Genomic DNA, 20,872 nt, shown 5'->3' on the forward strand with positions numbered 1-20,872 from the left:
CCGACAGATTATTTTTTACGCGAAGGAGAGAAGATCAGGCCCAGCGGGCCGGTGTGATACCAGTGGCGATTACCGCGGCTGCGGCTATCGCGACCAAAAGATTGGGTCAGGCGGTCAAGGATAATGGCAAGGATCACAATCCCTACGCCACCCACCGTAGCCAGCCCCATATCGAGACGGCCAATACCGCGCAGGACCATCTGACCGAGTCCGCCCACGGCGATCATCGATGCGATCACCACCATCGACAGCGCCAGCATCAGGGTCTGATTGACACCCGCCATAATGGTGGGCATCGCCAGCGGCAACTGCACTTTGAATAGCAGTTGACGCGGACTGGCACCAAAGGATTCGCTCGCTTCGATCAGATCGGCGGGCACCTGCTTAATGCCGAGAATAGTCAGACGCACAATCGGTGGCAGGGCGAAGATAATCGTGACCACCACGCCTGGCACGTTACCGATACCAAACAGCATTACAATCGGCACCAGATAGACAAAGGCGGGTGTCGTCTGCATCGCATCCAGCAAGGGACGTACGATACGCGCAGCCCGTTCACTGCGGGCCAGCCAGATCCCCAGCGGCAGGCCGATGAGAATGCAGAACATCAGCGCGGTAAGCACCAGCGCCAGCGTGACCATCGCCTGTGACCAGGCGCCAATTGCACCAATCACGATCAGCGATACCAGCGTGGCGATGCCCATGGCGGGCGTCGCGATCTGCCAGGCGATAAGTGCAAACACCAGAATCGCTACCGGCGCGGGCATCCCCAGCAACAGCTGCTGAAAGGCGCTGAGAATATAGTCAACCGGTACCCGGATACCCTGAAACAGCGGGCGGAAATGGTTGACCACCCAGTCGATACCGGTGGTCACCCAGTGATCAAGCGGGATCCAGGTCTTGTGGAACGGATCCATGATATTGAAATGTTCCGGCGCGGGCGCAGGGGCGCTGTTGAGCCAGTCACTGCTGCTGGCTGCATCGGGTGTCGCGCTGCCATCGGGCGTGCCCCAGGCATCGGCACCGCCGCTGCTGGTGGGCGCAGCCTGACTGCTGGCGGCGGTGCCGCTATCCCACGGATTGGTGGTTTCCTGACTCATGGCTGGGCTCCTTCACGATCTAACGCGCGCAATAGCGTGCTTTTGGAAATGATACCGACATACTGATTCTCCTCACCGACCACTGGCACCGCACAGGGCGCCTGAGCGACGTGCGAGAGCAGATCGCTCAGTGAGGTATCGGCGGGCACCGCGGCTGGCGAGTCGAGGAGGGCGCTATCGAGTCCCAGACCTGCTGCCAGCGCGGCTTTCAGCGAGTCGGTGGAGACCACGCCAAGAAACTTCTGTTTCTCCAGCACGTAGCCGTAGTCACGGTCTTCATCCTGCAGCAGCTTAATGGCGGAGCGCGGGCCGAAACCTGGCGCTTTGCGGATCAATGCTCCCGCGCTACGACGGGCGATATCTTTGGCGCTGAATACGTGGCTGATATCGACGCCACGGAAAAAGGTGCGGACATAGTCATTGGCTGGGTTATTCAGGATTTCATCCGGCGTACCAACCTGTATCACTTCGCCGCCCTGCATAATGGCAATACGGTCGCCAATACGCATCGCTTCATCAAGATCGTGGGAAATAAAGACGATGGTGCGCTGATGCCTGGCTTGTAAATTAACCAGCTCATCCTGCATTTCAGTACGAATCAACGGATCCAGTGCGGAGAAGGCCTCATCCATTAATAAGATGTCGGGATTGATGGCCAGGGCGCGGGCTAATCCGACGCGCTGTCGCATCCCTCCGGAAAGTTCATCCGGGTAAGCGTGCGCATAATTCTCCAGCCCGACCTGACGTAACGCTTCCAGTGCTTTTTCCTGGCGTTCAGCCAGTGCGACGCCCGCTAATTCCATGCCAAATGCCGTATTATTTAATACATTCATGTGCGGCATCAAAGCAAATGACTGGAATACCATACTGATTTTATTTCTGCGCACTTCACGCAGTTCGCTGGCTGATATTTTGGCAATATCGACACCGTCAATAATCACCTGGCCGCGCGTCGGCTCTATCAGACGATTGAGAAGGCGAACCATGGTCGATTTTCCTGAGCCGGATAATCCCATGATGACGAATATCTCGCCTTCTTCAATGGCCAGACTGGCGTTCTTTACGCCAAGGGAGAGCCCGGTCTTCTCAAGAATGACATCTTTGGTCGCACCCTTTTCAATATATTTAAACGCGCGTTCCGGATTGTCGCCAAATATTTTATAGAGATTTTTTACTTCGAGCTTAATAGCCATGCAGTCATTAAATCCTGGTTGAAATATCTAATATTATCCTGTCGTTCCCGCTGAAATTTAAGCAGGCCATACCGTAGCACACTGACGTTATCTGACAACCCTGAAGTGGGATATTGACCGGCCGCGGGACATTCAGATGCCGATTATCTTCAGTGCTCACAAGGGATAAGCGCGGATTAATTTTTTGTGAAATTATTGGGGCTTTATTGGCATTTCAGCCGATTTGCCGTGTGAAAGGGAGAAAAACAAGCGTCACCAGGGTGAAATATTACGGAAATAATGGAGTCCGATGCAGGGAAATAATCACGCCTGAAACGATCATATTGAGTGGAATAATCGGGCGTAAAAAAAGGAAATGCGGGGTGGGTGAAAATCAATAAACGGTGAAATAGTCAGGCTGTGTTGCAGTGATAATTTTTTCTTATGATTAGTCGGGGTGGCGCGGCTGGCGCGGCACTGCCAGTGAAAACCGGATGCTGAAAAAACAGCACCCGGTAACCCTCAGAAATTCCAGTCTTCGTCTTCGGTTTCGACCGCTTTTCCCATCACATAAGAGGAGCCTGAACCGGAGAAGAAGTCGTGGTTTTCGTCGGCGTTGGGCGACAGAGCCGACAGAATAGCCGGATTCACCGCTGTCAGCTCCGCCGGGAACAGCGCCTCGTAGCCCAGATTCATCAACGCTTTGTTGGCGTTGTAGTGCAGGAAGGTTTTCACCTCCTCTACCCAGCCGACATCGGCATAGAGCGCCTCGGTATAAGCCACTTCGTTCTCATACAGCGCCAGCAGCAGATCATAGGCGAACTGCTGCAGCTCTTCGCGGCGCAGATCGTCAGCGGCAGCCAGCGCCTGCTGATATTTGTAACCGATGTAGTAACCGTGTACCGCCTCATCGCGAATAATCAGGCGAATCAGGTCAGCGGTGTTGGTCAGCTTGCCACGGCTCGACCAGTACATCGGCAGCCAGAAGCCGGAATAGAACAAAAACGACTCCAGGAAAACGCTGGCGATCTTCTTCTTCAGCGGATCATCGGCCTGGTAGTGTTCCAGAATGATGCGCGCCTTGTTCTGCAGCGGCGCATTCTCTTCGCTCCACTGATAAGCGGCATCCACATCCTGGGTGTTACACAGAGTTGAGAAGATCGAACTGTAGGAGCGGGCATGCACCGCTTCCATAAAGCTGATATTCGACAGCACCGCCTCTTCGTGCGGGGTAATGGCATCTTCCATCAGCCCCGGCGCACCGATCACGTTCTGGATGGTGTCGAGCAGCGTCAGACCGGTGAACACCCGGATGGTCAGCTGCTGCTGCTGTTTATCCAGCGTCTGCCAGCCGGGCAGATCGTTGGAGAGCGGCACTTTCTCCGGCAGCCAGAAGTTGCTGGTGAGGCGATTCCACACCTCAAGATCTTTGTCATCCTGAATGCGGTTCCAGTTAATTGCCTGAATCTGTTTTAGTTTCATCGTTTTCATCACAGGGAGCATGAGACGCAGCCCTGAACCTCCGTGCCCTGAAGCGCCATCTGGCGCAGTCGAATGTAATAGAGCGTCTTGATGCCTTTTTTCCACGCGTAAATCTGCGCTTTGTTGATGTCACGGGTCGAGACATCATCGCGGAAGAACAGCGTCAGCGACAGGCCCTGATCAACATGCTGAGTCGCTTCTGCGTAGGTATCAATAATCGCTTCCGGCCCAATCTGATACGCATCCTGATAGAGATGGAGATTCTCATTGGTCATAAACGGCGCGGGATAGTAGACGCGGCCGGTTTTGCCCTCTTTGCGGATCTCGATTGGGGAGACAATCGGATGGATGCTGGAGGTGGCATGGTTGATGTAGGAGATTGAACCGGTTGGCGGGATCGCCTGCAGGTTCTGATTAAACAGCCCGTGCTGCATCACCGCGTCGCGCAGCGCCTGCCAGTCCGCCTGTGTCGGCAGCGTCAGTCCGGCGTCGGCAAACAGCGTCGCTACCCGTTCCGTGCGCGGCAGCCATTCGCGCTGCAGATACTTATCGAAGTAGACGCCGCTGGCGTACTGCGAATCCGCAAAGCCGTCGAAGGTCTGCTGACGCTCCTGTGCCAGCTGATTAGAGGTGCGCAGCGCATAATAGGTGATGCAGTAGAAGTAGAGATTAGTGAAATCCAGCGCTTCCGGTGAACCATAGGCGATGCCTTCCCGCGCCAGATAGCCGTGCAGGTTCATCTGACCCAGACCAATGGCGTGCGAACGGCGATTGCCTTCGGCGACCGAGGGCACCGAGCCAATTTCGCTCATCATCGACACCGAGGTCAGGGCGCGGATCGCCACATCCACGGTGCGCGCCAGATCGCGTGAATCCATGGCGTGCGCAATGTTCAGTGAGCCGAGATTACAGGAGATATCTTTACCGATCCGGCGATAGCTGAGATCGTCATTGTACTCGCTGGCGCTGTTCACCTGCAGGATCTCAGAGCAGAGGTTGCTCATATTGATGCGACCGGCAATCGGGTTGCTGCGGTTCACGCTGTCCTCATACATGATGTAGGGATAGCCCGACTCAAACTGAATCTCGGCCAGCGTCTGGAAGAAGTCGCGTGGCTGAATATAGGTTTTACGGATGCGGTCGTCGGCCAGCATCTCCTCATATTTCTCGCTGATGCTGATATCGCCAAAGGCCTGGCCGTAGATCCGTTCAACGTCGTAAGGCGAGAACAGCGCCATCGGTTTGTTCTCTTTTGCCAGCTGGAAAGTGATATCGGGGATCACCACGCCCAGCGACAGGGTTTTGATGCGGATCTTCTCATCGGCGTTTTCGCGCTTGGTATCAAGGAAGCGGAAAATATCGGGATGGTGTGCATTGAGCCACACCGCGCCAGCGCCCTGACGCGCGCCGAGCTGATTCGCATAAGAGAAGGCATCCTCCAGCATTTTCATCACCGGGATAACGCCCGACGACTGATTTTCAATACGTTTGATTGGCGCACCGGACTCACGCAGGTTTGACAGCAAAAAGGCGACGCCGCCGCCGCGCTTTGAGAGCTGCAGTGCCGAATTCACGGCGCGACCAATCGACTCCATATTGTCTTCGATGCGCAGCAGGAAGCAGGAGACCAGCTCACCGCGTTGCTGTTTGCCGCAGTTCAGGAAGGTTGGTGTAGCGGGCTGAAAACGGCCGCTGAGGATCTCCTCCAGCAGGGCCCGCGCAAGCTTTTCATCGCCCTGAGCCAGCGTCAGCGCCACCATGCAGGCGCGCTGTTCGAAGGTTTCCAGGTAGCGTTTGCCGTCGAAGGTCTTCAGGGTATAGCTGGTGTAGTACTTCCAGGCACCGAGAAAGGTTTTGAACTCAAATCCCCAATTTTCCGCCACCTCATGCAGCGCAAGCAGGAACGAAAAATCGTACTGGTTCAGCACTTCCGCTTCGTAATAGCTCTCTGCCACCAGATAGCGTAAACGCTCAGCGCAGCTATTGAAGGGGACGGTATTGGGTTGCACATGCTGCAGATAAAACTGACGTGTCGCTTCGCGATCCTTGTCGAACTGGATGCGGCCCTCGGCGTCGTAGAGATTGAGCATGGCATTAAGGGCGTGATAATCGAGCGTCACGCCGTTGAGGGTGTCTGTTGTTGCCAAAATTGGGTTACTCCCGCTTTAACTTTCGCGATATCGTCAGGCGTTCCCATCAGCTCGAAGCGGTAGAGGCAGGGAACCTGACATTTATTTGCAATGATGCTGCCCGCCAGGCAGTAACCGGCACCGAAGTTACGGTTGCCCGCTGCGATCACGCCACGAATACCGCGTCGGTTCGCCTCATCATTAAGAAACTGAATCACCTGACCGGGCACCGCACCGCGACTGCTGCCACCGCCATAGCTGGGCACGACCAGAATATAGGGCTGGTCGATATGCAGTTGTTGCCGGGCATCAAGCGGGATGCGCCGGGCGGGCAGGCCGAGGCGCGTCACAAACCGGTGGGTGTTTTCCGACTGGCTGGAAAAATAGACCAGCGGGAACATGTGTTTACCCCCCGACAGCAGAAAGCGTGCGCAGAGTGGCGATTTTATCCGGGCGGAAACCGCTCCAGTGATCGTTATCTGCCATCACAACCGGTACCTGGCGGTAACCCAGTGATTTCAGGTTGTCGATCGCCTCGGGCTGGCTGTCGAGATTGATAAGCTGATAGGCGAGACCCTGACGGTCCATCGCATTTTTGGTTGCCGTGCACTGGACACAGTTATCTTTAGTGTAAATAATAATGCGCATGATTCGTATTTCCCTCTATATGCGGTTCTGATGTCAGGAAACAGAGCAGGAGGAGCAGGTTGCGGGCCTCATTCTGCCGGACATCTGGTGTCGTGCTGATGAGGTAAATACTAGATGTAGTGTTTTTATGGGTCAAGCCCACCAGATATAGGGTTTTATGATTTGCATTTGCGCAACAGCGGCAAAGCCAGCAGGGATGCGCCCTGCAGCCAGGAAAAATTTTTTGTAAATGTCACCAGCCAGAAAAAGGGCATAAAAAAGCCCCGCACAGGGCAGGGCTCAGGGGATTTTCTGGAGCTTAGCTTAGCGGCGTGAAGCCAGCAGCACACCCACTACGATACCGAAAGCGGCACCGATACCAACACCGTGCCATGGCTTGTCATGGACATAGGTGTCAACCTGCGCACTGGCATCACGCGCAACCTGTGAAACACGGTTGCTGCCGCCGTTCAGTCTGGAGCGGGTCTGTTTCAGCAGCTTTTCTGCCTGACTGCGTGCAGAATCGACTTCGTCTTTGGCGTCACTGCCGTAAGATTTCAGCAGCGCTTCCAGTGAATCGGCCAGTTCGTTAACATCCTGATTAATATCAATGTCATCGTTTTTTACAGTGCGATTAAACATTTTTTAGCTCCCTTTGATTTAAAAACGTAATACTAGTGTAGACGACCTTGAGATAAACGAGACGCGGGAGTGTTCTTTAGGGAAAATTCCGAATGCCCACTCTGTCATGCTGTTGTAAGGTTGCGAAGCTTTTGAAAGAGGAGAGGATCGAGCATGTATTTACGACCAGATGAGGTAGCGCGCGTACTGGAAAAAGCGGGTTTCGAAGTCGATGAAATTACCCCACGGGCCTATGGTTATCGCCGTGGAGAGAACTATGTTTATGTGAATCGCGAAGCGCGCATGGGGCGCATGGCACTCGTCATTCACCCGACACTGAAAGAGAAGAGCCAGCCGTTCGCTGAACCTGCTTCAGAAATGAAGACCTGCGATCACTACACCCAATTCCCTCTCTACCTGGCGGGTGATTCACAGGAACACTACGGCATCCCGCACGGATTTAGTTCCCGCATGGCGCTGGAACGTTATATTCAAAGCGTTTTCGGCTAACGCATCAGGCCCCGCCGCGACGGGGCACTGAACCGCCTTTACCTCCTCCCTGTTTCCCTGCCGTTGCAATTACCGGCTGTGACGCGTATAAAACTGTTCCTTATAGATGTTTAGACGTCCATACGGATAAAAGTGATGAGCGAACAGCCAACTCCCTCGCAGGAACAATTCAAACGCACCATGAAAGTGCGCCATCTGGTGATGTTATCGCTGGGCGGTGTAATCGGCACCGGCCTGTTTTTTAATACCGGCTATATCATTTCAACCACCGGGGCGGCGGGTACGCTGCTCGCCTATCTGATTGGCGCGCTGGTGGTCTGGCTGGTGATGGTCTGTCTGGGCGAACTCTCGGTGGCGATGCCGGAAACCGGCGCGTTCCACGTCTATGCCGCACGCTATCTCAGCCCGGCAACCGGCTATACCGTGGCCTGGCTCTACTGGCTGACCTGGACCGTGGCGCTCGGCTCCAGCCTGACGGCGGCGGGCTTCTGTATGCAGTACTGGTTCCCGCAGATCCCGGTGTGGATCTGGTGCCTGGTCTTCTGCTGTGCCATCTATCTGCTGAACGTCATCTCAACCCGCTTCTTCGCCGAAGGGGAGTTCTGGTTCTCGCTGATTAAGGTGGTGACGATCGTCGCCTTTATCGTGCTAGGGGGCGCGGCGATGTTCGGCTTTATCCCGATGAAGGATGGCACGCCCGCACCGGGCCTGAGCAACCTGACGGCGCACGGCTGGCTGCCCAACGGCGTTCTGCCGATTCTGATGACCATGGTGGCAGTCAACTTCGCCTTTTCCGGCACCGAGCTGATCGGTATTGCGGCCGGTGAAACCCAGCAGCCGGAGAAAGTGCTGCCGCTGGCGATCCGTACTACCGTGGCCCGGCTGATTATCTTCTTCATCGGCACGGTATTTGTGCTGGCGGCGCTGATTCCTATGGATCAGGCGGGTATCGTGAAAAGCCCGTTCGTGCTGGTCTTCGAAAAGATCGGCATCCCGTGGGCGGCTGATATTATTAACTTTGTGATCCTGACCGCTATCCTGTCTGCGGCCAACTCCGGACTCTATGCCTCCGGGCGGATGCTCTGGTCGCTGGCCAATGAAAATACGCTGCCGCGCGCCTTTGCCCGGGTGAACAAGCGCGGCGTGCCGATGCTGGCGATCACCGTCAGCATGGTGGGTGGTTTGCTGGCGCTGGTCTCCAGCGTGGTCGCGCCAGACACGGTGTTTGTGGCGCTGTCGGCCATCTCCGGCTTTGCGGTGGTAGCCGTCTGGCTCAGCATCTGCGCTTCGCATTTTGTTTTCCGTCGTCGTCATCTTCAGCAGGGCAAATCGCTGGCCGATCTGGCCTACCGTGCGCCGCTCTATCCGCTGACGCCGGTGCTGGGTTTCCTGCTCTGCCTGCTGGCCTGTGTCGGTCTGGCGTTTGATCCGACTCAGCGTATCGCACTGTGGTGTGGCATCCCGTTTGTGCTGTTCTGCTATGCCGCTTACCATCTGACCCACAAATCATCCCCGAAGCCTGAGGAGGCCAATGATGTCGCATAACCCTGTCGCGCAGGCTTTAACGGAGTCGCCACTGCTGATTCTGGATGGTGCCCTGGCCACCGAGCTGGAAGCCCGCGGCTGTCATCTGGCCGATGCGTTATGGTCAGCTAAAGTGCTGATGGAAAATCCTGAGCTGATCTATCAGGTGCACTACGACTATTTTGTCGCCGGCGCGCGCTGTGCCATTACCGCCAGCTACCAGGCGACGCCGCAGGGCTTTGCCACACGTGGCCTTGATGAGGCGGAGTCGCTGGCGTTGATCGCGCAGAGTGTCGAACTGGCGCGACGCGCCCGTCAGGATTATCTGGCGGTCCGGCCCGACGCAAAAACGCTGCTGGTAGCGGGATCGGTCGGTCCCTATGGCGCTTTTTTGGCGGATGGTTCGGAATATCGCGGCGACTATGCGTTGCCGGAAGCGGAGATGATGGCGTTTCACCGCCCACGCGTGCAGGCGCTGCTGGCGGCGGGTGCCGATCTGCTGGCCTGCGAAACCCTGCCTTCGTTTGCCGAAGCGCAGGCGCTGGTGAAGCTGCTGGCTGAATTTCCTGAAGGCCGCGCCTGGTTCTCGTTTACCCTGCGTGACGCCGGACACATCAGCGACGGCACGCCGCTGTCAGACGTCGTGAGCTGGCTGAATCAGCAGCCGCAGGTGGTGGCTCTGGGAACCAACTGCGTGGCACTTGAGAGCGTGACGCCTGCGCTGCAGCAGTTGCAGAAGCTGACCGACAAGCCGCTGGTGGTCTATCCCAACTCTGGCGAGCAGTATGATGCCAGCAGCAAAACCTGGCACTCAGCGCCATCAGGCTGCACGTTGCATGACAAACTGGCAGAGTGGCAGCAGGCGGGCGCGAAGCTGATTGGCGGCTGCTGTCGCACCTCACCCAACGACATCGCAGCTATCGCCCGCGCTTGTCAACCGCAATAAGCTGGCTGAATCGGGCGATGATAGCCCGATTGAGGCGGAGAGGGCGGTCTACACTCTGATCACTGATCACTCTGTGGACCCCTTCATGAAACAGCGAATTCTGGCCCTGGCCGCCGCGCTGCTGCTTAGCGGCTGTGCCACCATTGTCGGCAATGAAACCCAACTGGTGCGCATCGACTCCTTGCCGCAGGGCGCGCGCTTTACCGTGCAGGATGAGCGTGGCTATGCGGTTGCGCAGGGTTTCACGCCGCAGACCGTTGAACTGGAAAAATCTACCGGCCGCTACTTCGGCAAAAAGCACTACCTGCTGATGCTGGAAAGCCCGGGCTACGTGCCGGTCACGGTGCCTATCGAGGCACGCGCTAACCTGTGGTATCTGCTGGGTAATATCCCGCTGGGTGGATTCCCCGGCTGGCTGCTGGTCGATCCCTTCTATGGCGGCATGTACGACCTTAAGCCTGAACACCCGCGTCCCTTTATGAACCCGGTTGGCGCGCGCGGCTGATTACTGCGCGGTCGGCTTCACCATTCCGCCTGGCGTTTTATGGCGTTCCAGATACTGATGCTGGAAAATGCACATGCGGATGGTGTTGCGGTACTCCCCGTTGATGAAAAACTCATGTTTAAGCACGCCTTCGATCTCGAAGCCGAGCTTGGTGTAGATGTGGATCGCTTTTTCGTTCTCCTGATCGACAATCAGGTAGAGCTTGTAAAGATTCAGCACCGAAAAGCCATAATCCATCGCCATTTTCGCCGCCTGGGTTGCCAGTCCTTTGCCCTGATGGGCCGGATCGATAATGATCTGAAACTCGGCGCGCCGGTGCACATGGTTGATTTCCACCAGTTCCACTAATCCCGCTTTCTGCCCGCTGTGCTCGACCACAAAGCGACGTTCGGTCTGATCGTGAATGTGCTTGTTGTAGAGATCGGACAGCTCCACAAACGCCTCATACGGCTCCTCAAACCAGTAACGCATCACGCTGGCGTTGTTATCCAGCTGATGGACAAAGTGCAGATCTTCCCGCTCCAGCGGACGCAGTTTTACCGTCATTACCTTTTCCTCTCATGAAATAATGGTCGCGAGTATACCGCATCAGCCAGCCGCTGCGTTTTGCGCTGTCGCATTCGCTGCCTGCTTCAGTCTGTAAAGGTTTACAGCGTCGCGTGGCAATCTAATGACTCAGAGGAAGAGAACAGCGCGCCATTCTGGCAATAGAGAGGATGAGGCTGAAGGTGGAAGAAGGGGATGTTACGGGAAGGCGCGGCGGATGCAGCAGCGCCGGACGGCAGGTGAACGCCGTCCGGCCTGATTTCAGGCAGAGATCTGTTCGATGATGCGACCCTGTGACATGTGCACGGCGCGATCGCACATGTGATCGATCACGTCGGGATCGTGGCTCACCAGCACCATGGTCAGGCCATCCTGCTGTTTCAGATCGTTGAGCAGATTGAGGATCTCCGCCTGCACTGACATATCCAGCGCCGACGTCGGCTCATCCAGCAGCAGGATCTTCGGCTGCAGCAGCAGGGCGCGCACGATGGCGACGCGCTGACGCTGACCGCCGGAGAGCTGATGCGGATAGCGATCCGCCAGGGCGGGATCGAGCCCGACGTGACGGAAGCCCTGATCGATACGATCGTTGATATTGTCGCGTTTCAGCAGCTTCAGCGGCTCGGCCAGCGTGCGACGCAGCCGGTGACGCGGATGCAGCGAGGCATAGGGATCCTGAAACACCATCTGCACTTCCTGACGCAGCGCGCCGGTGAAGGCTTTACCCGGCTGAACCTCGTGACCGGCAAGCTGCATCTGACCCTGCCAGTGTGGGTTCAGACCTGCCAGCACCCACAGCAGCGACGACTTGCCGCAGCCTGACGGACCCACCAGACCAAAACACTCGCCAGCGTTAACCTCAAGGTTAACCTCATGCACCACGGTGCGCAGCTCGTAACCCTGTTTGTGGGCGACGCTTAGATCCTGCAGCTTAATCATCATTCGCCTCCAGCGCAGCGCGATCCAGCACCGGTAATGTCTGTCCGTGGGTCGCTTTGCCCGGACGGCAGGCCCACAGCGTGCGGGTATAGGGATGGGTAGCGTGAGGCAGATCGGCGGCGGGCAGCGTATCCAGCAACCGGCCTTTATACATCACCATCACCCGCTCGCAATGTTCTGAAACCTGCTGCAAATCATGGCTTATCAGCAGCAGACCCATGTTGCGCGCCTCCACCAGACCTCGGATCAGCGCCAGCACCTGATCGCGCATGGCATGATCCAGCGCGGAGGTCGGTTCATCGGCGATCAGGAAGTCCGGATCGGTAATCAGGGCGATCGCCAGCATCACGCGCTGGCCCATGCCGCCAGAGAGCTGATGCGGATACTGCTGCATCAGACGACGCGGATCGGGCAGGCCGACCGCATCCAGCATTTCACACACTTTCTCTTTACGCTCGGCACGGCTCAGGCGGCGATGCAGGATCAGCGGCTCTTCCACCTGCCAGCCAATGGTGCGCGTCGGGTTAAGCGCATACTTCGGGTCCTGCATCACCATCGCCACGCGGTTACCGCGCAGCTGGTTCCAGTGACGCTCACTCAGCGTCAGCGCATTCTCACCGGCCACCTGAAGCTGGCTGGCCTGCAGATGCAGCGCAGGCGAGAGTAAGCCCATCAGGCTGCGGGCGGTCAGTGACTTGCCGGAACCGGACTCACCGACCAGCGCCACACGCTCGCGGCCTACGGAAAAACTGATGTTATCGACCAGCAGCGCATCGTCGCTGCGAATGGTCAGCCCCTCGGCATGGAGCAGATTATTTTGCATGACGGGTATCCAGTCGGTCGCGCAGGCCATCGCCTGTCAGGTTAAAGGCCAGGCTGGCAAACAGAATCGCCGCGCCCGGTGCAGCAGCAACCCACCACTGATCAAAAATGACTTTACTGCCTTCGGCCACCATCGAACCCCATTCCGCCGTCGGCGGCTGAACGCCCATACCGAGGAAACCGAGTCCGGCAGCGGCCAGGATAATCCCGCCCAGGCTCAGTGCGGCGCGGACTACTGCCGTCGGCATGCAGAGCGGCAGAATATGACCGAACATCAGGCGAAAGCCCGTAATCCCCTGCATCCGCGCGGCGGCAAGGTAGTCGCTGCGGCGCAGTGCCAGGGTTTCAGCGCGTGCCTGACGGGCAAACGGCGGCCAGCTGGTCAGCGCCAGCGCCAGCGCGCCGTTCATCAGGCCAGGGCCGAGAATCGCCACCAGCGCCAGCGCGATCACCAGGTTGGGCAGCGACAGGAAGATATCGGTAATGCGCATCAGCAGGCGTTCGGTCCAGCCGCCCACGTAACCGGCGGTGATGCCGATCAGTAGCCCGGCCGGAATGGTCAGCACCAGAATCAGCGACACCAGCAGCAGGGTCGGACGCGCGCCGTAAATTACGCGCGACAGCAGATCGCGACCAAAGCCGTCGGTGCCGAACCAGTGCTGTGCTGACGGCGCCAGCAGACGGCTCGACATGGTCTGCACGTTCGGATCGAACGGCGCAATCAGCGGCGCCAGCAGTGCCATCAGGATAAGAATCGCCACCAGCGTCAGCCCAACGGTTAACGAGGTAACGCGTTGACGGCGACGGCGTGGTCGCAGCGTTTCGAGTTCAGAGAGTTGTTGCGTCATCGGGTTCTCGGATCGGTTAACCAGGTTAAAACATCCGCCAGGGTGTTAATCAGGATAAAGCAGCTGCCGATTAACAGGGTTGAGCCCAGAATCGCCGGCACATCGCCGGAGAACAGCGCATTGGTCATATAGCGACCCACACCTGGCCAGGCGAAGACGGTTTCGGTCAGCACCGAGCCTTCCAGCAGCGTGGCGTAAGAGAGGGCGATCACCGTGACCAGCGTGCCCAGCACGTTGGGGAAGATATGGCGCAGCAGGATGCGCACCCGACCCGCGCCTTTAGCACGCGCCAGCACCACATACTCTTTGCTGCTCTCTTCCAGCAGCGCAGCACGCAGCAGGCGGGTAATGCCCGCCATCGCCAGCAGGCCGAGGATAACCACCGGCAGCCAGAGGTGCGCAATCGCATTGCGGAACATCTCTGGTTCACCCGACAGCCAGCTGTCGATCAGCACAAAGCCGGTCTTCGGCTCCAGGGTATAAACCCAGATATCATCCAGCCGTCCCGGTCCGGCGGACCAGTGCAGCACCGCATAGAAGAGCAGCAGGCCCAGCAGGCCGAGCCAGAACACCGGCACCGAGTAGCCCAGCAGCGAGACAAAGCGGGCGAGGTTATCGATCCAGCTTCCCGGTTTCCAGGCAGCCAGCAGCGCCAGCGTCACACCGAACACCACCGCGAAGATCATCGCGCAGGTCGCCAGCTCAATGGTGGCGGGGAAGGTGGTCATCAGGTCACCGCTCACCGACTGATTGGTGAGGCGGGAGACACCAAAATCGCCCTGCGCCAGATGTTCGACGTAGCGCCAGAACTGCATCAGCACCGGCTGGTCAAGACCCAGATCATGACGCACCTGCTCATAGGTCGCTTCACTGGCGTGATCGCCGGCGATCTGCTGCACCGGATCGATCGGCGAGAGATGCGACAGCATAAAGGTAAAGGCGAGCAGGCCAAGCAGCGTGACCAGCAGCGACAATACGCTACCGATCAGGCGCCCGCCACGCTGCCAAAAAAGCCGGGCGAACCCGGCTGAAGAAACAGACTGTCTCATTACTTAGTGACCTGCGAGTAATACACCATGTCAGGGTTAATGCCCTGCACATAGCCTTTCAGGTTGTCGCGCAGGGCGATCAGGTTCTTCGCCTGCATCCCAATCACATACGGTGAGTTCTTCATCACTTCACGCTGCATCGCTTCATACAGCGCCACACGTTTCTTCGGATCGCTCTCGGCGGTCGCCGCAATCACCTGCTTGTTCAGCTCAGGAATGTGCCAGTCTGAACGGAAGGCGATGGTTTTGCTGCCATCTTCCGGATTGTAAGCAAACGAGGCGGCATTGGTGTTGGGATCGAAATAGTCGGAGCCCCAGGCGTTCAGCGTCGCTTCATATTTATGCGCTTTCACGTTGGTCGACACTTCGGAACTCAGACTTGGCACCACTTCCACTTTCACACCCGCTTTGGCGAAGCTGCCCTGCAGCGCCTGTGCGATATCCAGATAAGGCGGCTGGTTGCTGGTGGAGAGCTTGAAGGTGACGTTGTTCAGGCCCGCTTTCTTCAGAATCGCTTTGGCTTTTTCCGGATCGTAGCTGTATGGCGTGTCGTTGATCGCGCCCAGGAAGCCCTTAGGCAGGAAGCTCTGATGCACGTCGAACTGGCCTTTCAGCAGCTCACTGGCGATGCCTTTGTAATCCCACAGGTAGCGTGCCGCTTCCCAGAAGGCGGGGTTCTTCATCGTCTCGTTCGCGCCGATGTTGAACTGGATGTAGTAGAGCGACGCCATGGGAATCGCTTCCGTCTTCACGCCCGGTTTGCCGTTCAGCGCAGCAATCTGATCGGCACCCAGGTTACGGGCGATATCGGCATCACCCTGTTCCAGCAGCAGACGACGCGCAGCCGGTTCAGGCACGTTTTTGATCAGGATGTTCTTCATTTTTGGCGCGCCCGCTGGTGAGGTCGGGTTAGCGCTGAGCAGCACCACCTGATGCATCACCACTTTGCGGATCTGATACGGGCCGCTGCCCGCCGAGTGGGTGGCCAGCCAGGCGTTACCGAAATCGCCGTTCTTCTGGTTTGCCATTGCGGTTTTTTCATCAATGATCGATGAAACCGGAGCAGAGAGCAGACTCAGGACGTAGGTCGGGCTGACGTTGGCGGTCCAGCTGATCTGCACATGATTGTCGTCGACTTTCTTCAGGAAGCCATCGACGTTATCTTTGTTCCAGCCGAGCTGCGTCAGGATGAAAGAGGGATCGAGGTTCAGTTTCACCACGCGGCCCAGCGAGAAGATCACATCTTCCGGACGCAGCGGGTTGCCGGTAGAGAATTTCGCATCTTTGCGCAGTTCAAAGGTCAGGCTGCGGTTGTCGCTGCCGGGCTGCCACGAGGTGGCCAGTGTGGGTTTCAGATCCACCGGATTCTGCGGGTCAGACTGTACCAGGCGCTGATAGATGTTCGTAAAAGCCTGAACGCTGGTCAGTTCAAACCCTTTGGCCGGGTCGAAGCTGTCGGCGTCGTCAGTTGATTGTGCAATCACCAGCGTATCTTTTGGTGTTGCGGCCTGGGCTGTGAAGGCGGCAGCCAGCGTCAGCGCCAGCAATGATGGAATTATAGTTTTCATGAAATTTCCTTGCCTCTGAAAAGTTACGCGAGTTTACGAAAGGGCCGATGCGAAGAATAGTCGAATATGGGCTAATCATATGCCAAAAGGTTATAAGCATTACCTGGCGGTTATAAGAAGATCGCCTCGCTGTTACCGAAGCGGCAACCTAAGCAGAAACAAAACCTCAACGAAACCGTTATTCAATACGTTATTGCTTTACCGAAGCCGGCCTCTCTTTATAATGGCGGCAGATAACTTCAGGAGAATTCAGTTGGACAGTCACCCGAGATTAACCTTTATTCTGGCAAGCTGAGTTTCCTCTGCTGCTTGCCAACCGGCGAGCAGCGATCCCCGCTTTAATTAACGATCGCGCTCCTTATTTTTAATCCTGCTATCACCAGGAGTGCGCGTTATGCTGCTGTTTATATTCGCTCTTTTTCCTCCGCCCCGTCTGGCGTAGCCCAGGCTGCGCCCAATCGCTGATATCAGACTTTTAAAACGCCGCGTATAACCGGTGTCAGGTAACCCTGCGCGCGTCATTATTTAGCGCGCCGGCGGAATAACCTGACTGTTTCTGAAAGTCACCCCATTAAATAACCCGGCCACGCCAGGTTTTATCCATGCACGTTATTTCCCGTGCAGGACAACTATTGCTTTAAATCAGGGAGATGTCGAAATGAGCGACATGAAACTGGAACAGGTTGCGATCACTTCATCCGGCAACCGTAATGATAAAAAAAGTAAAAAAATGTTTGCCGTGGCGCAGCAGGCAGACCAGCACATTGATATGACGCTGGCGAACCTGCGCAGTCAGCGTCAGGGCCTGACCCAGGCTGAAGCGGCGAAACGACTGGCTTTGTATGGCCGTAATGAAGTGGCGCATGAGAAAGCGCCACCTGCGCTGATTCAGCTGCTGATGGCATTTAATAACCCGTTTATCTACGTATTACTGGTCCTGGCGCTGGTGAGCCTGTTTACCGACTATATTCTGCCGCTGCGCGCCGGTCAGGAGACCGATCTCTCCGGCGTCATCATCATCTTCACCATGGTGATGCTGAGCGGGCTGCTGCGTTTCTGGCAGGAGTTTCGCACCAACCGAGCGGCGCAGGCACTGAAGTCACTGGTGCGCAGCCAGGTCACCGTGCTGCGGCGTGAGCCGGGCAGCGAAACCGCACAGCGCCAGGATGTGGATATGAGTGAACTGGTGCCGGGCGATATCATTCTGCTCAGCACCGGCGATCAGGTGCCTGCCGATGTCCGTCTGCTGAGTTCACGTAATCTGTTTATCAGTGAAGCAGTACTGACCGGCGAGTCGCTGCCGGTTGAGAAACAGAGCAGCGATGCGGGTATCGATGCCGAAGGTCAGACCGCCCAGGAGCGGCTGGCATCACCGAATATCTGCCTGATGGGCACCAGCGTGGCCAGCGGCACAGCCAGCGCAGTCGTGGTAGCGACGGGCGGTGAAACCTGGTTCGGCTCCCTGGCCTCATCGCTGACCGGAAGCCGTCCGCAGACCGCCTTTGACCGCGGGGTGAACAGCGTCAGCAAGCTGCTGATCCGCTTTATGCTGGTGATGGTCCCGGTGGTGCTGCTGATTAACGGCTTCACCAAAGGCGACTGGATGGATGCCACGCTGTTTGCACTGGCCGTTGCGGTCGGGCTGACCCCGGAAATGCTGCCGATGATTGTCAGCGCCAACCTGGCTAAGGGCGCGATTGCGATGTCACGTCGAAAAGTGATCGTTAAAAAGCTCAACGCCATTCAGAACCTCGGCGCGATGGATGTGCTCTGCACTGATAAAACCGGCACGCTGACCCAGGACACCATCCTGCTGGCGCATCATCTGGACGCGCGAGGCAACGAAGATGCACAGGTGCTGCTGCTGGCATGGCTCAACAGCGGCAGCCAGAGTGGCGCGAAAAACCTGATGGATCGCGCCTTACTCTGCGCGGGCGACAAGGTCATTTCACAGTCTCAGCGCAGCCAGTTCCAGCTGATCGATGAGCTGCCGTTTGATTTTACCCGCCGTCGGGTGTCGGTGCTGGTGGAGGATCTGACTCAGCATCGTTCACAACTGATCTGTAAAGGCGCAGTGGAAGAGATGCTGGCCGTCAGCATTGCCGTGCGGCAGGGCGACACGGTGGTCGCACTGGATGCGGCACATCGTGCGGCGCTGCTGGCGCAGACCGAACACTATCATCAGCAGGGTTATCGCGTGCTGCTGGTGGCAACCCGTGATGGCGAGCTGCACGCGCCGCTCAGCGACAGTGATGAGCGCGATCTGATTATCCAGGGAATGCTGACCTTCCGCGATCCGCCTAAAGCCAGCGCGGGTAAGGCGATTAAAGCCCTGCGTGACAGCGGTGTGACGGTGAAAGTGCTGACCGGTGACAATCCGCTGGTGACGCTGCGGGTCTGTGCCGATGTCGGGCTGACCGATCCGGCGATGCTGACCGGCGATCAGATTGAGGCGATGAACGATGATGAGCTGGCTCAGGAAGCAGAGCGCTGCACCCTGTTTGCTCAGCTGACGCCGCTGCAAAAATCCCGTCTGGTGCGGCTGATGCAGCAGAACGGTCACACCGTCGGGTTCCTGGGCGATGGCATTAACGACGCGCCTGCGCTGCGGGCAGCCGACACCGGGATTTCCGTGGACAGCGCGGCGGATGTGGCGAAAGCCTCATCGGACATCATCCTGCTGGAGAAGGATTTACAGGTGCTGAATGAGGGTGTACTCAAAGGACGCGAGACCTTTGGCAACATCATCAAGTATCTCAACATGACCGCCAGCTCCAACTTCGGCAACGTTTTCTCGCTGCTGGTGGCCAGTGCCTTTATTCCGTTTCTGCCGATGCTGTCGATTCATCTGCTGATTCAGAACCTGATGTATGACGCTTCCCAGCTGGCGCTGCCGTGGGACAAGGTTGACCGTGAGTTTCTGAATAAGCCGCGTAAATGGGATGCCGGCAACATCAAGCGTTTCATGCTGTGGATGGGCCCGACCTCGTCAATTTTTGACGTCACCACCTTTGCGCTGATGTGGTTTGTTTTCGGCGCTAACCATGCAGGCGTGCAGTCGCTGTTCCAGTCAGGCTGGTTTATCGAGGGGCTGCTGTCACAGACGCTGGTAGTGCATATGCTGCGTACCCGGAAGATTCCGTTTATTCAGAGCCGCGCCACCTTACCGGTGATGCTGACCACGCTGGCGGTGATGGCGCTGGGCATCCTGATCCCGTTCTCCCCGCTGGGTGCGATGGTCGGTCTGGTGCCACTGCCATGGCAATATTTCCCGTGGCTGGTGCTGACGCTGTTCAGCTACTGCCTGGTGGCACAGGGCATGAAGCGTTTCTACATCCGTCGTTTTGGTCAGTGGTTCTAGGGAGGAGAAGATGAAAAAAGGTAGGCTCGATAAGGTCTTTGTCGGCGTGATGATCATCGGCTTAACTCTGATTGCGCTGACGGTCATCGTGCGGTGATGGCGTTGTGATAGTGCGGTAAGTGAGAGGCAGCGAGGTGACTCGCTGCCTTTTTTATTGATGCAGTTACTCTTCGTCGCGCTCACGGCTGGCGCGCTGGCGCTCGTAATATTCATCTTCTGCCGTGATGATCTCATCCATCAGAGAATCCATATCGACTACGCGTTCCTCTTCCACAAACTTCCCGGTAAGCGGCGTTTCCGGGGTGAGCTTGCCATCTTCATAGAGCAGCCAGATCTCTTTGGCGTAGCGCGTCTTCAGCAGCTGCGGAGCGAACTGACCGTAGTAGGAGGTGATGTTGTCTACGTCACGTTCAAACATTGACTCGGCATGGTTATTGGCCGCCGCATCGACCGCCTGTGGCAGGTCGATAATCACCGGGCCCTGGTCATCCAGCAGTACGTTGAACTCGGATAAGTCACCGTGAACGATACCGGCACAGAGCATGCGGACGATGTTGCGGATCATGGTGTGGAAATCCGTGACCGCCTGCTCTTCAGACAGAGAGACATCGCTGAGACGTGGCGCGACCGAGCCATTGGCATCGGTCACCAGCTCCATCAATAACACACCGTCGATGCAGAGATAAGGCTGTGGCACGCGAACACCGGCGTTCGCCAGGCGGAACAGGGCATCTACTTCGGCGGTCTGCCAGGACTCTTCCTGCTGCTTACGGCCGAACTTTGTGCCTTTCTGCATGGCGCGGGCGTTACGGCTGTTACGGGTTTTACGACCTTCCTGATACTGCACGGCCTGCTTGAAGCTACGCTGGGTCGCTTCTTTATAGACTTTGGCGCACTGCACCTTGCCGCCGCATAGCACGGTATAGACGTCTGCTTCTTTGCCGCTTTTCAGCCGCTGCAGGACATCGTCAATCAGGCCGTCATCGACCAGGGGCTGGATTCTGTTTGGGATTTTCATGCGGCTTTATACCTTATTTCACCCGCTTTTCGTATCACTTTGCGATGATGGAAAACATTGGCAATGACTGAACAAAGTTTCTAATTCTACCCTGGAAAGTCGCTT

Annotated in this window: 20 protein-coding genes; 6 read left to right on the forward strand and 14 right to left on the reverse strand. The window is 57.0% G+C overall.

The window, feature by feature from the left end; all coding sequences use genetic code 11:
- Nucleotides 1–8: 8 nt before the first annotated feature.
- From proW to ACR8BN_RS04780, 7 genes are all read right to left on the reverse strand, one after another.
- On the reverse strand, nt 9–1,100 hold the full coding sequence (gene proW / locus ACR8BN_RS04750) for a glycine betaine/L-proline ABC transporter permease ProW (RefSeq protein WP_022624068.1): 1,092 nt from the start codon (nt 1,098–1,100) through the stop codon (nt 9–11).
- Nucleotides 1,097–2,293 carry a glycine betaine/L-proline ABC transporter ATP-binding protein ProV gene (gene proV / locus ACR8BN_RS04755; protein WP_109651063.1) on the reverse strand — a complete coding sequence of 399 codons (1,197 nt, stop codon included), beginning with the start codon at nt 2,291–2,293 and terminating at the stop codon, nt 1,097–1,099. Before proV ends, proW begins: the two co-directional genes overlap by 4 nt.
- Before the next feature lie 501 nt (nt 2,294–2,794).
- Nucleotides 2,795–3,754 (reverse strand): class 1b ribonucleoside-diphosphate reductase subunit beta, encoded by a 960-nt coding sequence (gene nrdF / locus ACR8BN_RS04760; RefSeq protein WP_010257777.1) that lies wholly within the window; start codon nt 3,752–3,754, stop codon nt 2,795–2,797.
- 8 nt (nt 3,755–3,762) lie between these two features.
- Nucleotides 3,763–5,901, reverse strand: a complete 2,139-nt coding sequence (gene nrdE / locus ACR8BN_RS04765; protein WP_074399952.1) for a class 1b ribonucleoside-diphosphate reductase subunit alpha — start codon at nt 5,899–5,901, stop codon at nt 3,763–3,765.
- A complete protein-coding gene (gene nrdI, locus ACR8BN_RS04770; RefSeq protein WP_010257771.1) occupies nt 5,871–6,284 on the reverse strand; it encodes a class Ib ribonucleoside-diphosphate reductase assembly flavoprotein NrdI in 414 nt (137 codons plus the stop codon). Before nrdI ends, nrdE begins: the two co-directional genes overlap by 31 nt.
- A gap of 4 nt (nt 6,285–6,288) precedes the next feature.
- Nucleotides 6,289–6,531 (reverse strand): glutaredoxin-like protein NrdH, encoded by a 243-nt coding sequence (gene nrdH, locus ACR8BN_RS04775; protein ID WP_010257769.1) that lies wholly within the window; start codon nt 6,529–6,531, stop codon nt 6,289–6,291.
- 303 nt (nt 6,532–6,834) lie between these two features.
- On the reverse strand, nt 6,835–7,152 hold the full coding sequence (locus ACR8BN_RS04780) for a DUF883 family protein (RefSeq protein WP_010257764.1): 318 nt from the start codon (nt 7,150–7,152) through the stop codon (nt 6,835–6,837).
- Between the two features lie 153 nt (nt 7,153–7,305).
- Here ACR8BN_RS04780 and ACR8BN_RS04785 point away from each other — a divergent pair, with 153 nt between their 5' ends.
- From ACR8BN_RS04785 to ACR8BN_RS04800, 4 genes are all read left to right on the forward strand, one after another.
- Nucleotides 7,306–7,641 (forward strand): DUF2002 family protein, encoded by a 336-nt coding sequence (locus tag ACR8BN_RS04785; protein WP_003850360.1) that lies wholly within the window; start codon nt 7,306–7,308, stop codon nt 7,639–7,641.
- Nucleotides 7,642–7,776: 135 nt separating this feature from the next.
- Nucleotides 7,777–9,186 (forward strand): S-methylmethionine permease, encoded by a 1,410-nt coding sequence (gene mmuP / locus ACR8BN_RS04790; RefSeq protein WP_052271638.1) that lies wholly within the window; start codon nt 7,777–7,779, stop codon nt 9,184–9,186.
- Entirely contained in the window at nt 9,176–10,111 is a 936-nt protein-coding gene (gene mmuM / locus ACR8BN_RS04795) for a homocysteine S-methyltransferase (protein ID WP_434747572.1), read from the forward strand. The genes mmuP and mmuM overlap by 11 nt, the downstream gene beginning before the upstream one ends.
- Before the next feature lie 85 nt (nt 10,112–10,196).
- Nucleotides 10,197–10,616 (forward strand): hypothetical protein, encoded by a 420-nt coding sequence (locus tag ACR8BN_RS04800; RefSeq protein ID WP_010257757.1) that lies wholly within the window; start codon nt 10,197–10,199, stop codon nt 10,614–10,616.
- Here the strand turns inward: ACR8BN_RS04800 and speG are convergent, their stop codons facing one another.
- The 6 genes from speG to ACR8BN_RS04830 form a co-directional block, all read right to left on the reverse strand.
- Entirely contained in the window at nt 10,617–11,162 is a 546-nt protein-coding gene (speG, locus tag ACR8BN_RS04805) for a spermidine N1-acetyltransferase (protein ID WP_434747370.1), read from the reverse strand.
- 261 nt (nt 11,163–11,423) lie between these two features.
- Nucleotides 11,424–12,101 (reverse strand): ABC transporter ATP-binding protein, encoded by a 678-nt coding sequence (locus ACR8BN_RS04810; RefSeq protein WP_010257754.1) that lies wholly within the window; start codon nt 12,099–12,101, stop codon nt 11,424–11,426.
- On the reverse strand, nt 12,094–12,924 hold the full coding sequence (locus ACR8BN_RS04815; protein WP_031594057.1) for an ABC transporter ATP-binding protein: 831 nt from the start codon (nt 12,922–12,924) through the stop codon (nt 12,094–12,096). Before ACR8BN_RS04815 ends, ACR8BN_RS04810 begins: the two co-directional genes overlap by 8 nt.
- Nucleotides 12,914–13,771, reverse strand: coding sequence for an ABC transporter permease (locus ACR8BN_RS04820; protein ID WP_010257750.1), 858 nt, complete (start codon nt 13,769–13,771; stop codon nt 12,914–12,916). Before ACR8BN_RS04820 ends, ACR8BN_RS04815 begins: the two co-directional genes overlap by 11 nt.
- Entirely contained in the window at nt 13,768–14,820 is a 1,053-nt protein-coding gene (locus ACR8BN_RS04825) for an ABC transporter permease (RefSeq protein ID WP_434747371.1), read from the reverse strand. The genes ACR8BN_RS04820 and ACR8BN_RS04825 overlap by 4 nt, the downstream gene beginning before the upstream one ends.
- Nucleotides 14,820–16,388, reverse strand: a complete 1,569-nt coding sequence (locus tag ACR8BN_RS04830; protein WP_434747372.1) for an ABC transporter substrate-binding protein — start codon at nt 16,386–16,388, stop codon at nt 14,820–14,822. Before ACR8BN_RS04830 ends, ACR8BN_RS04825 begins: the two co-directional genes overlap by 1 nt.
- Before the next feature lie 658 nt (nt 16,389–17,046).
- Here ACR8BN_RS04830 and mgtA point away from each other — a divergent pair.
- Both mgtA and mgtU read left to right on the forward strand, forming a co-directional pair.
- Complete coding sequence (gene mgtA, locus ACR8BN_RS04835) at nt 17,047–19,749, forward strand: magnesium-translocating P-type ATPase (RefSeq protein WP_434747373.1); 2,703 nt, start codon at nt 17,047–17,049, stop codon at nt 19,747–19,749.
- Between the two features lie 10 nt (nt 19,750–19,759).
- The gene (mgtU, locus tag ACR8BN_RS04840; RefSeq protein ID WP_369334668.1) at nt 19,760–19,846 is read left to right on the forward strand and encodes a magnesium transporter protection protein MgtU; all 87 of its coding nucleotides are present in this window, start codon (nt 19,760–19,762) and stop codon (nt 19,844–19,846) included.
- 66 nt (nt 19,847–19,912) lie between these two features.
- Here the strand turns inward: mgtU and ACR8BN_RS04845 are convergent, their stop codons facing one another.
- The gene (locus ACR8BN_RS04845) at nt 19,913–20,767 is read right to left on the reverse strand and encodes a PA4780 family RIO1-like protein kinase (RefSeq protein ID WP_010257738.1); all 855 of its coding nucleotides are present in this window, start codon (nt 20,765–20,767) and stop codon (nt 19,913–19,915) included.
- Nucleotides 20,768–20,872: the final 105 nt, after the last annotated feature.

The sequence above is a fragment of the Pantoea sp. Lu_F5_004 genome (assembly GCF_051136245.1).
In the GTDB taxonomy this organism is placed as follows: Bacteria; Pseudomonadota; Gammaproteobacteria; order Enterobacterales; family Enterobacteriaceae; genus Pantoea; species Pantoea agglomerans.

Bases quoted from the DNA above. Each gene is read 5' to 3' on its own strand.
- mgtA (WP_434747373.1), top strand. From the start codon at position 17,047: ATGAGCGACATGAAACTGGAACAGGTTGCGATCACTTCATCCGGCAAC.
- ACR8BN_RS04800 (WP_010257757.1), top strand. From the start codon at position 10,197: ATGAAACAGCGAATTCTGGCCCTGGCCGCCGCGCTGCTGCTTAGCGGC.
- mgtU (WP_369334668.1), top strand. From the start codon at position 19,760: ATGAAAAAAGGTAGGCTCGATAAGGTCTTTGTCGGCGTGATGATCATC.
- nrdH (WP_010257769.1), bottom strand. From the start codon at position 6,531: ATGCGCATTATTATTTACACTAAAGATAACTGTGTCCAGTGCACGGCA.
- ACR8BN_RS04815 (WP_031594057.1), bottom strand. From the start codon at position 12,924: ATGCAAAATAATCTGCTCCATGCCGAGGGGCTGACCATTCGCAGCGAC.
- ACR8BN_RS04785 (WP_003850360.1), top strand. From the start codon at position 7,306: ATGTATTTACGACCAGATGAGGTAGCGCGCGTACTGGAAAAAGCGGGT.
- mmuP (WP_052271638.1), top strand. From the start codon at position 7,777: ATGAGCGAACAGCCAACTCCCTCGCAGGAACAATTCAAACGCACCATG.
- ACR8BN_RS04845 (WP_010257738.1), bottom strand. From the start codon at position 20,767: ATGAAAATCCCAAACAGAATCCAGCCCCTGGTCGATGACGGCCTGATT.
- ACR8BN_RS04780 (WP_010257764.1), bottom strand. From the start codon at position 7,152: ATGTTTAATCGCACTGTAAAAAACGATGACATTGATATTAATCAGGAT.
- nrdI (WP_010257771.1), bottom strand. From the start codon at position 6,284: ATGTTCCCGCTGGTCTATTTTTCCAGCCAGTCGGAAAACACCCACCGG.
- nrdF (WP_010257777.1), bottom strand. From the start codon at position 3,754: ATGAAACTAAAACAGATTCAGGCAATTAACTGGAACCGCATTCAGGAT.
- proW (WP_022624068.1), bottom strand. From the start codon at position 1,100: ATGAGTCAGGAAACCACCAATCCGTGGGATAGCGGCACCGCCGCCAGC.
- ACR8BN_RS04810 (WP_010257754.1), bottom strand. From the start codon at position 12,101: ATGATTAAGCTGCAGGATCTAAGCGTCGCCCACAAACAGGGTTACGAG.
- proV (WP_109651063.1), bottom strand. From the start codon at position 2,293: ATGGCTATTAAGCTCGAAGTAAAAAATCTCTATAAAATATTTGGCGAC.
- mmuM (WP_434747572.1), top strand. From the start codon at position 9,176: ATGTCGCATAACCCTGTCGCGCAGGCTTTAACGGAGTCGCCACTGCTG.
- ACR8BN_RS04830 (WP_434747372.1), bottom strand. From the start codon at position 16,388: ATGAAAACTATAATTCCATCATTGCTGGCGCTGACGCTGGCTGCCGCC.
- speG (WP_434747370.1), bottom strand. From the start codon at position 11,162: ATGACGGTAAAACTGCGTCCGCTGGAGCGGGAAGATCTGCACTTTGTC.
- ACR8BN_RS04825 (WP_434747371.1), bottom strand. From the start codon at position 14,820: ATGAGACAGTCTGTTTCTTCAGCCGGGTTCGCCCGGCTTTTTTGGCAG.
- ACR8BN_RS04820 (WP_010257750.1), bottom strand. From the start codon at position 13,771: ATGACGCAACAACTCTCTGAACTCGAAACGCTGCGACCACGCCGTCGC.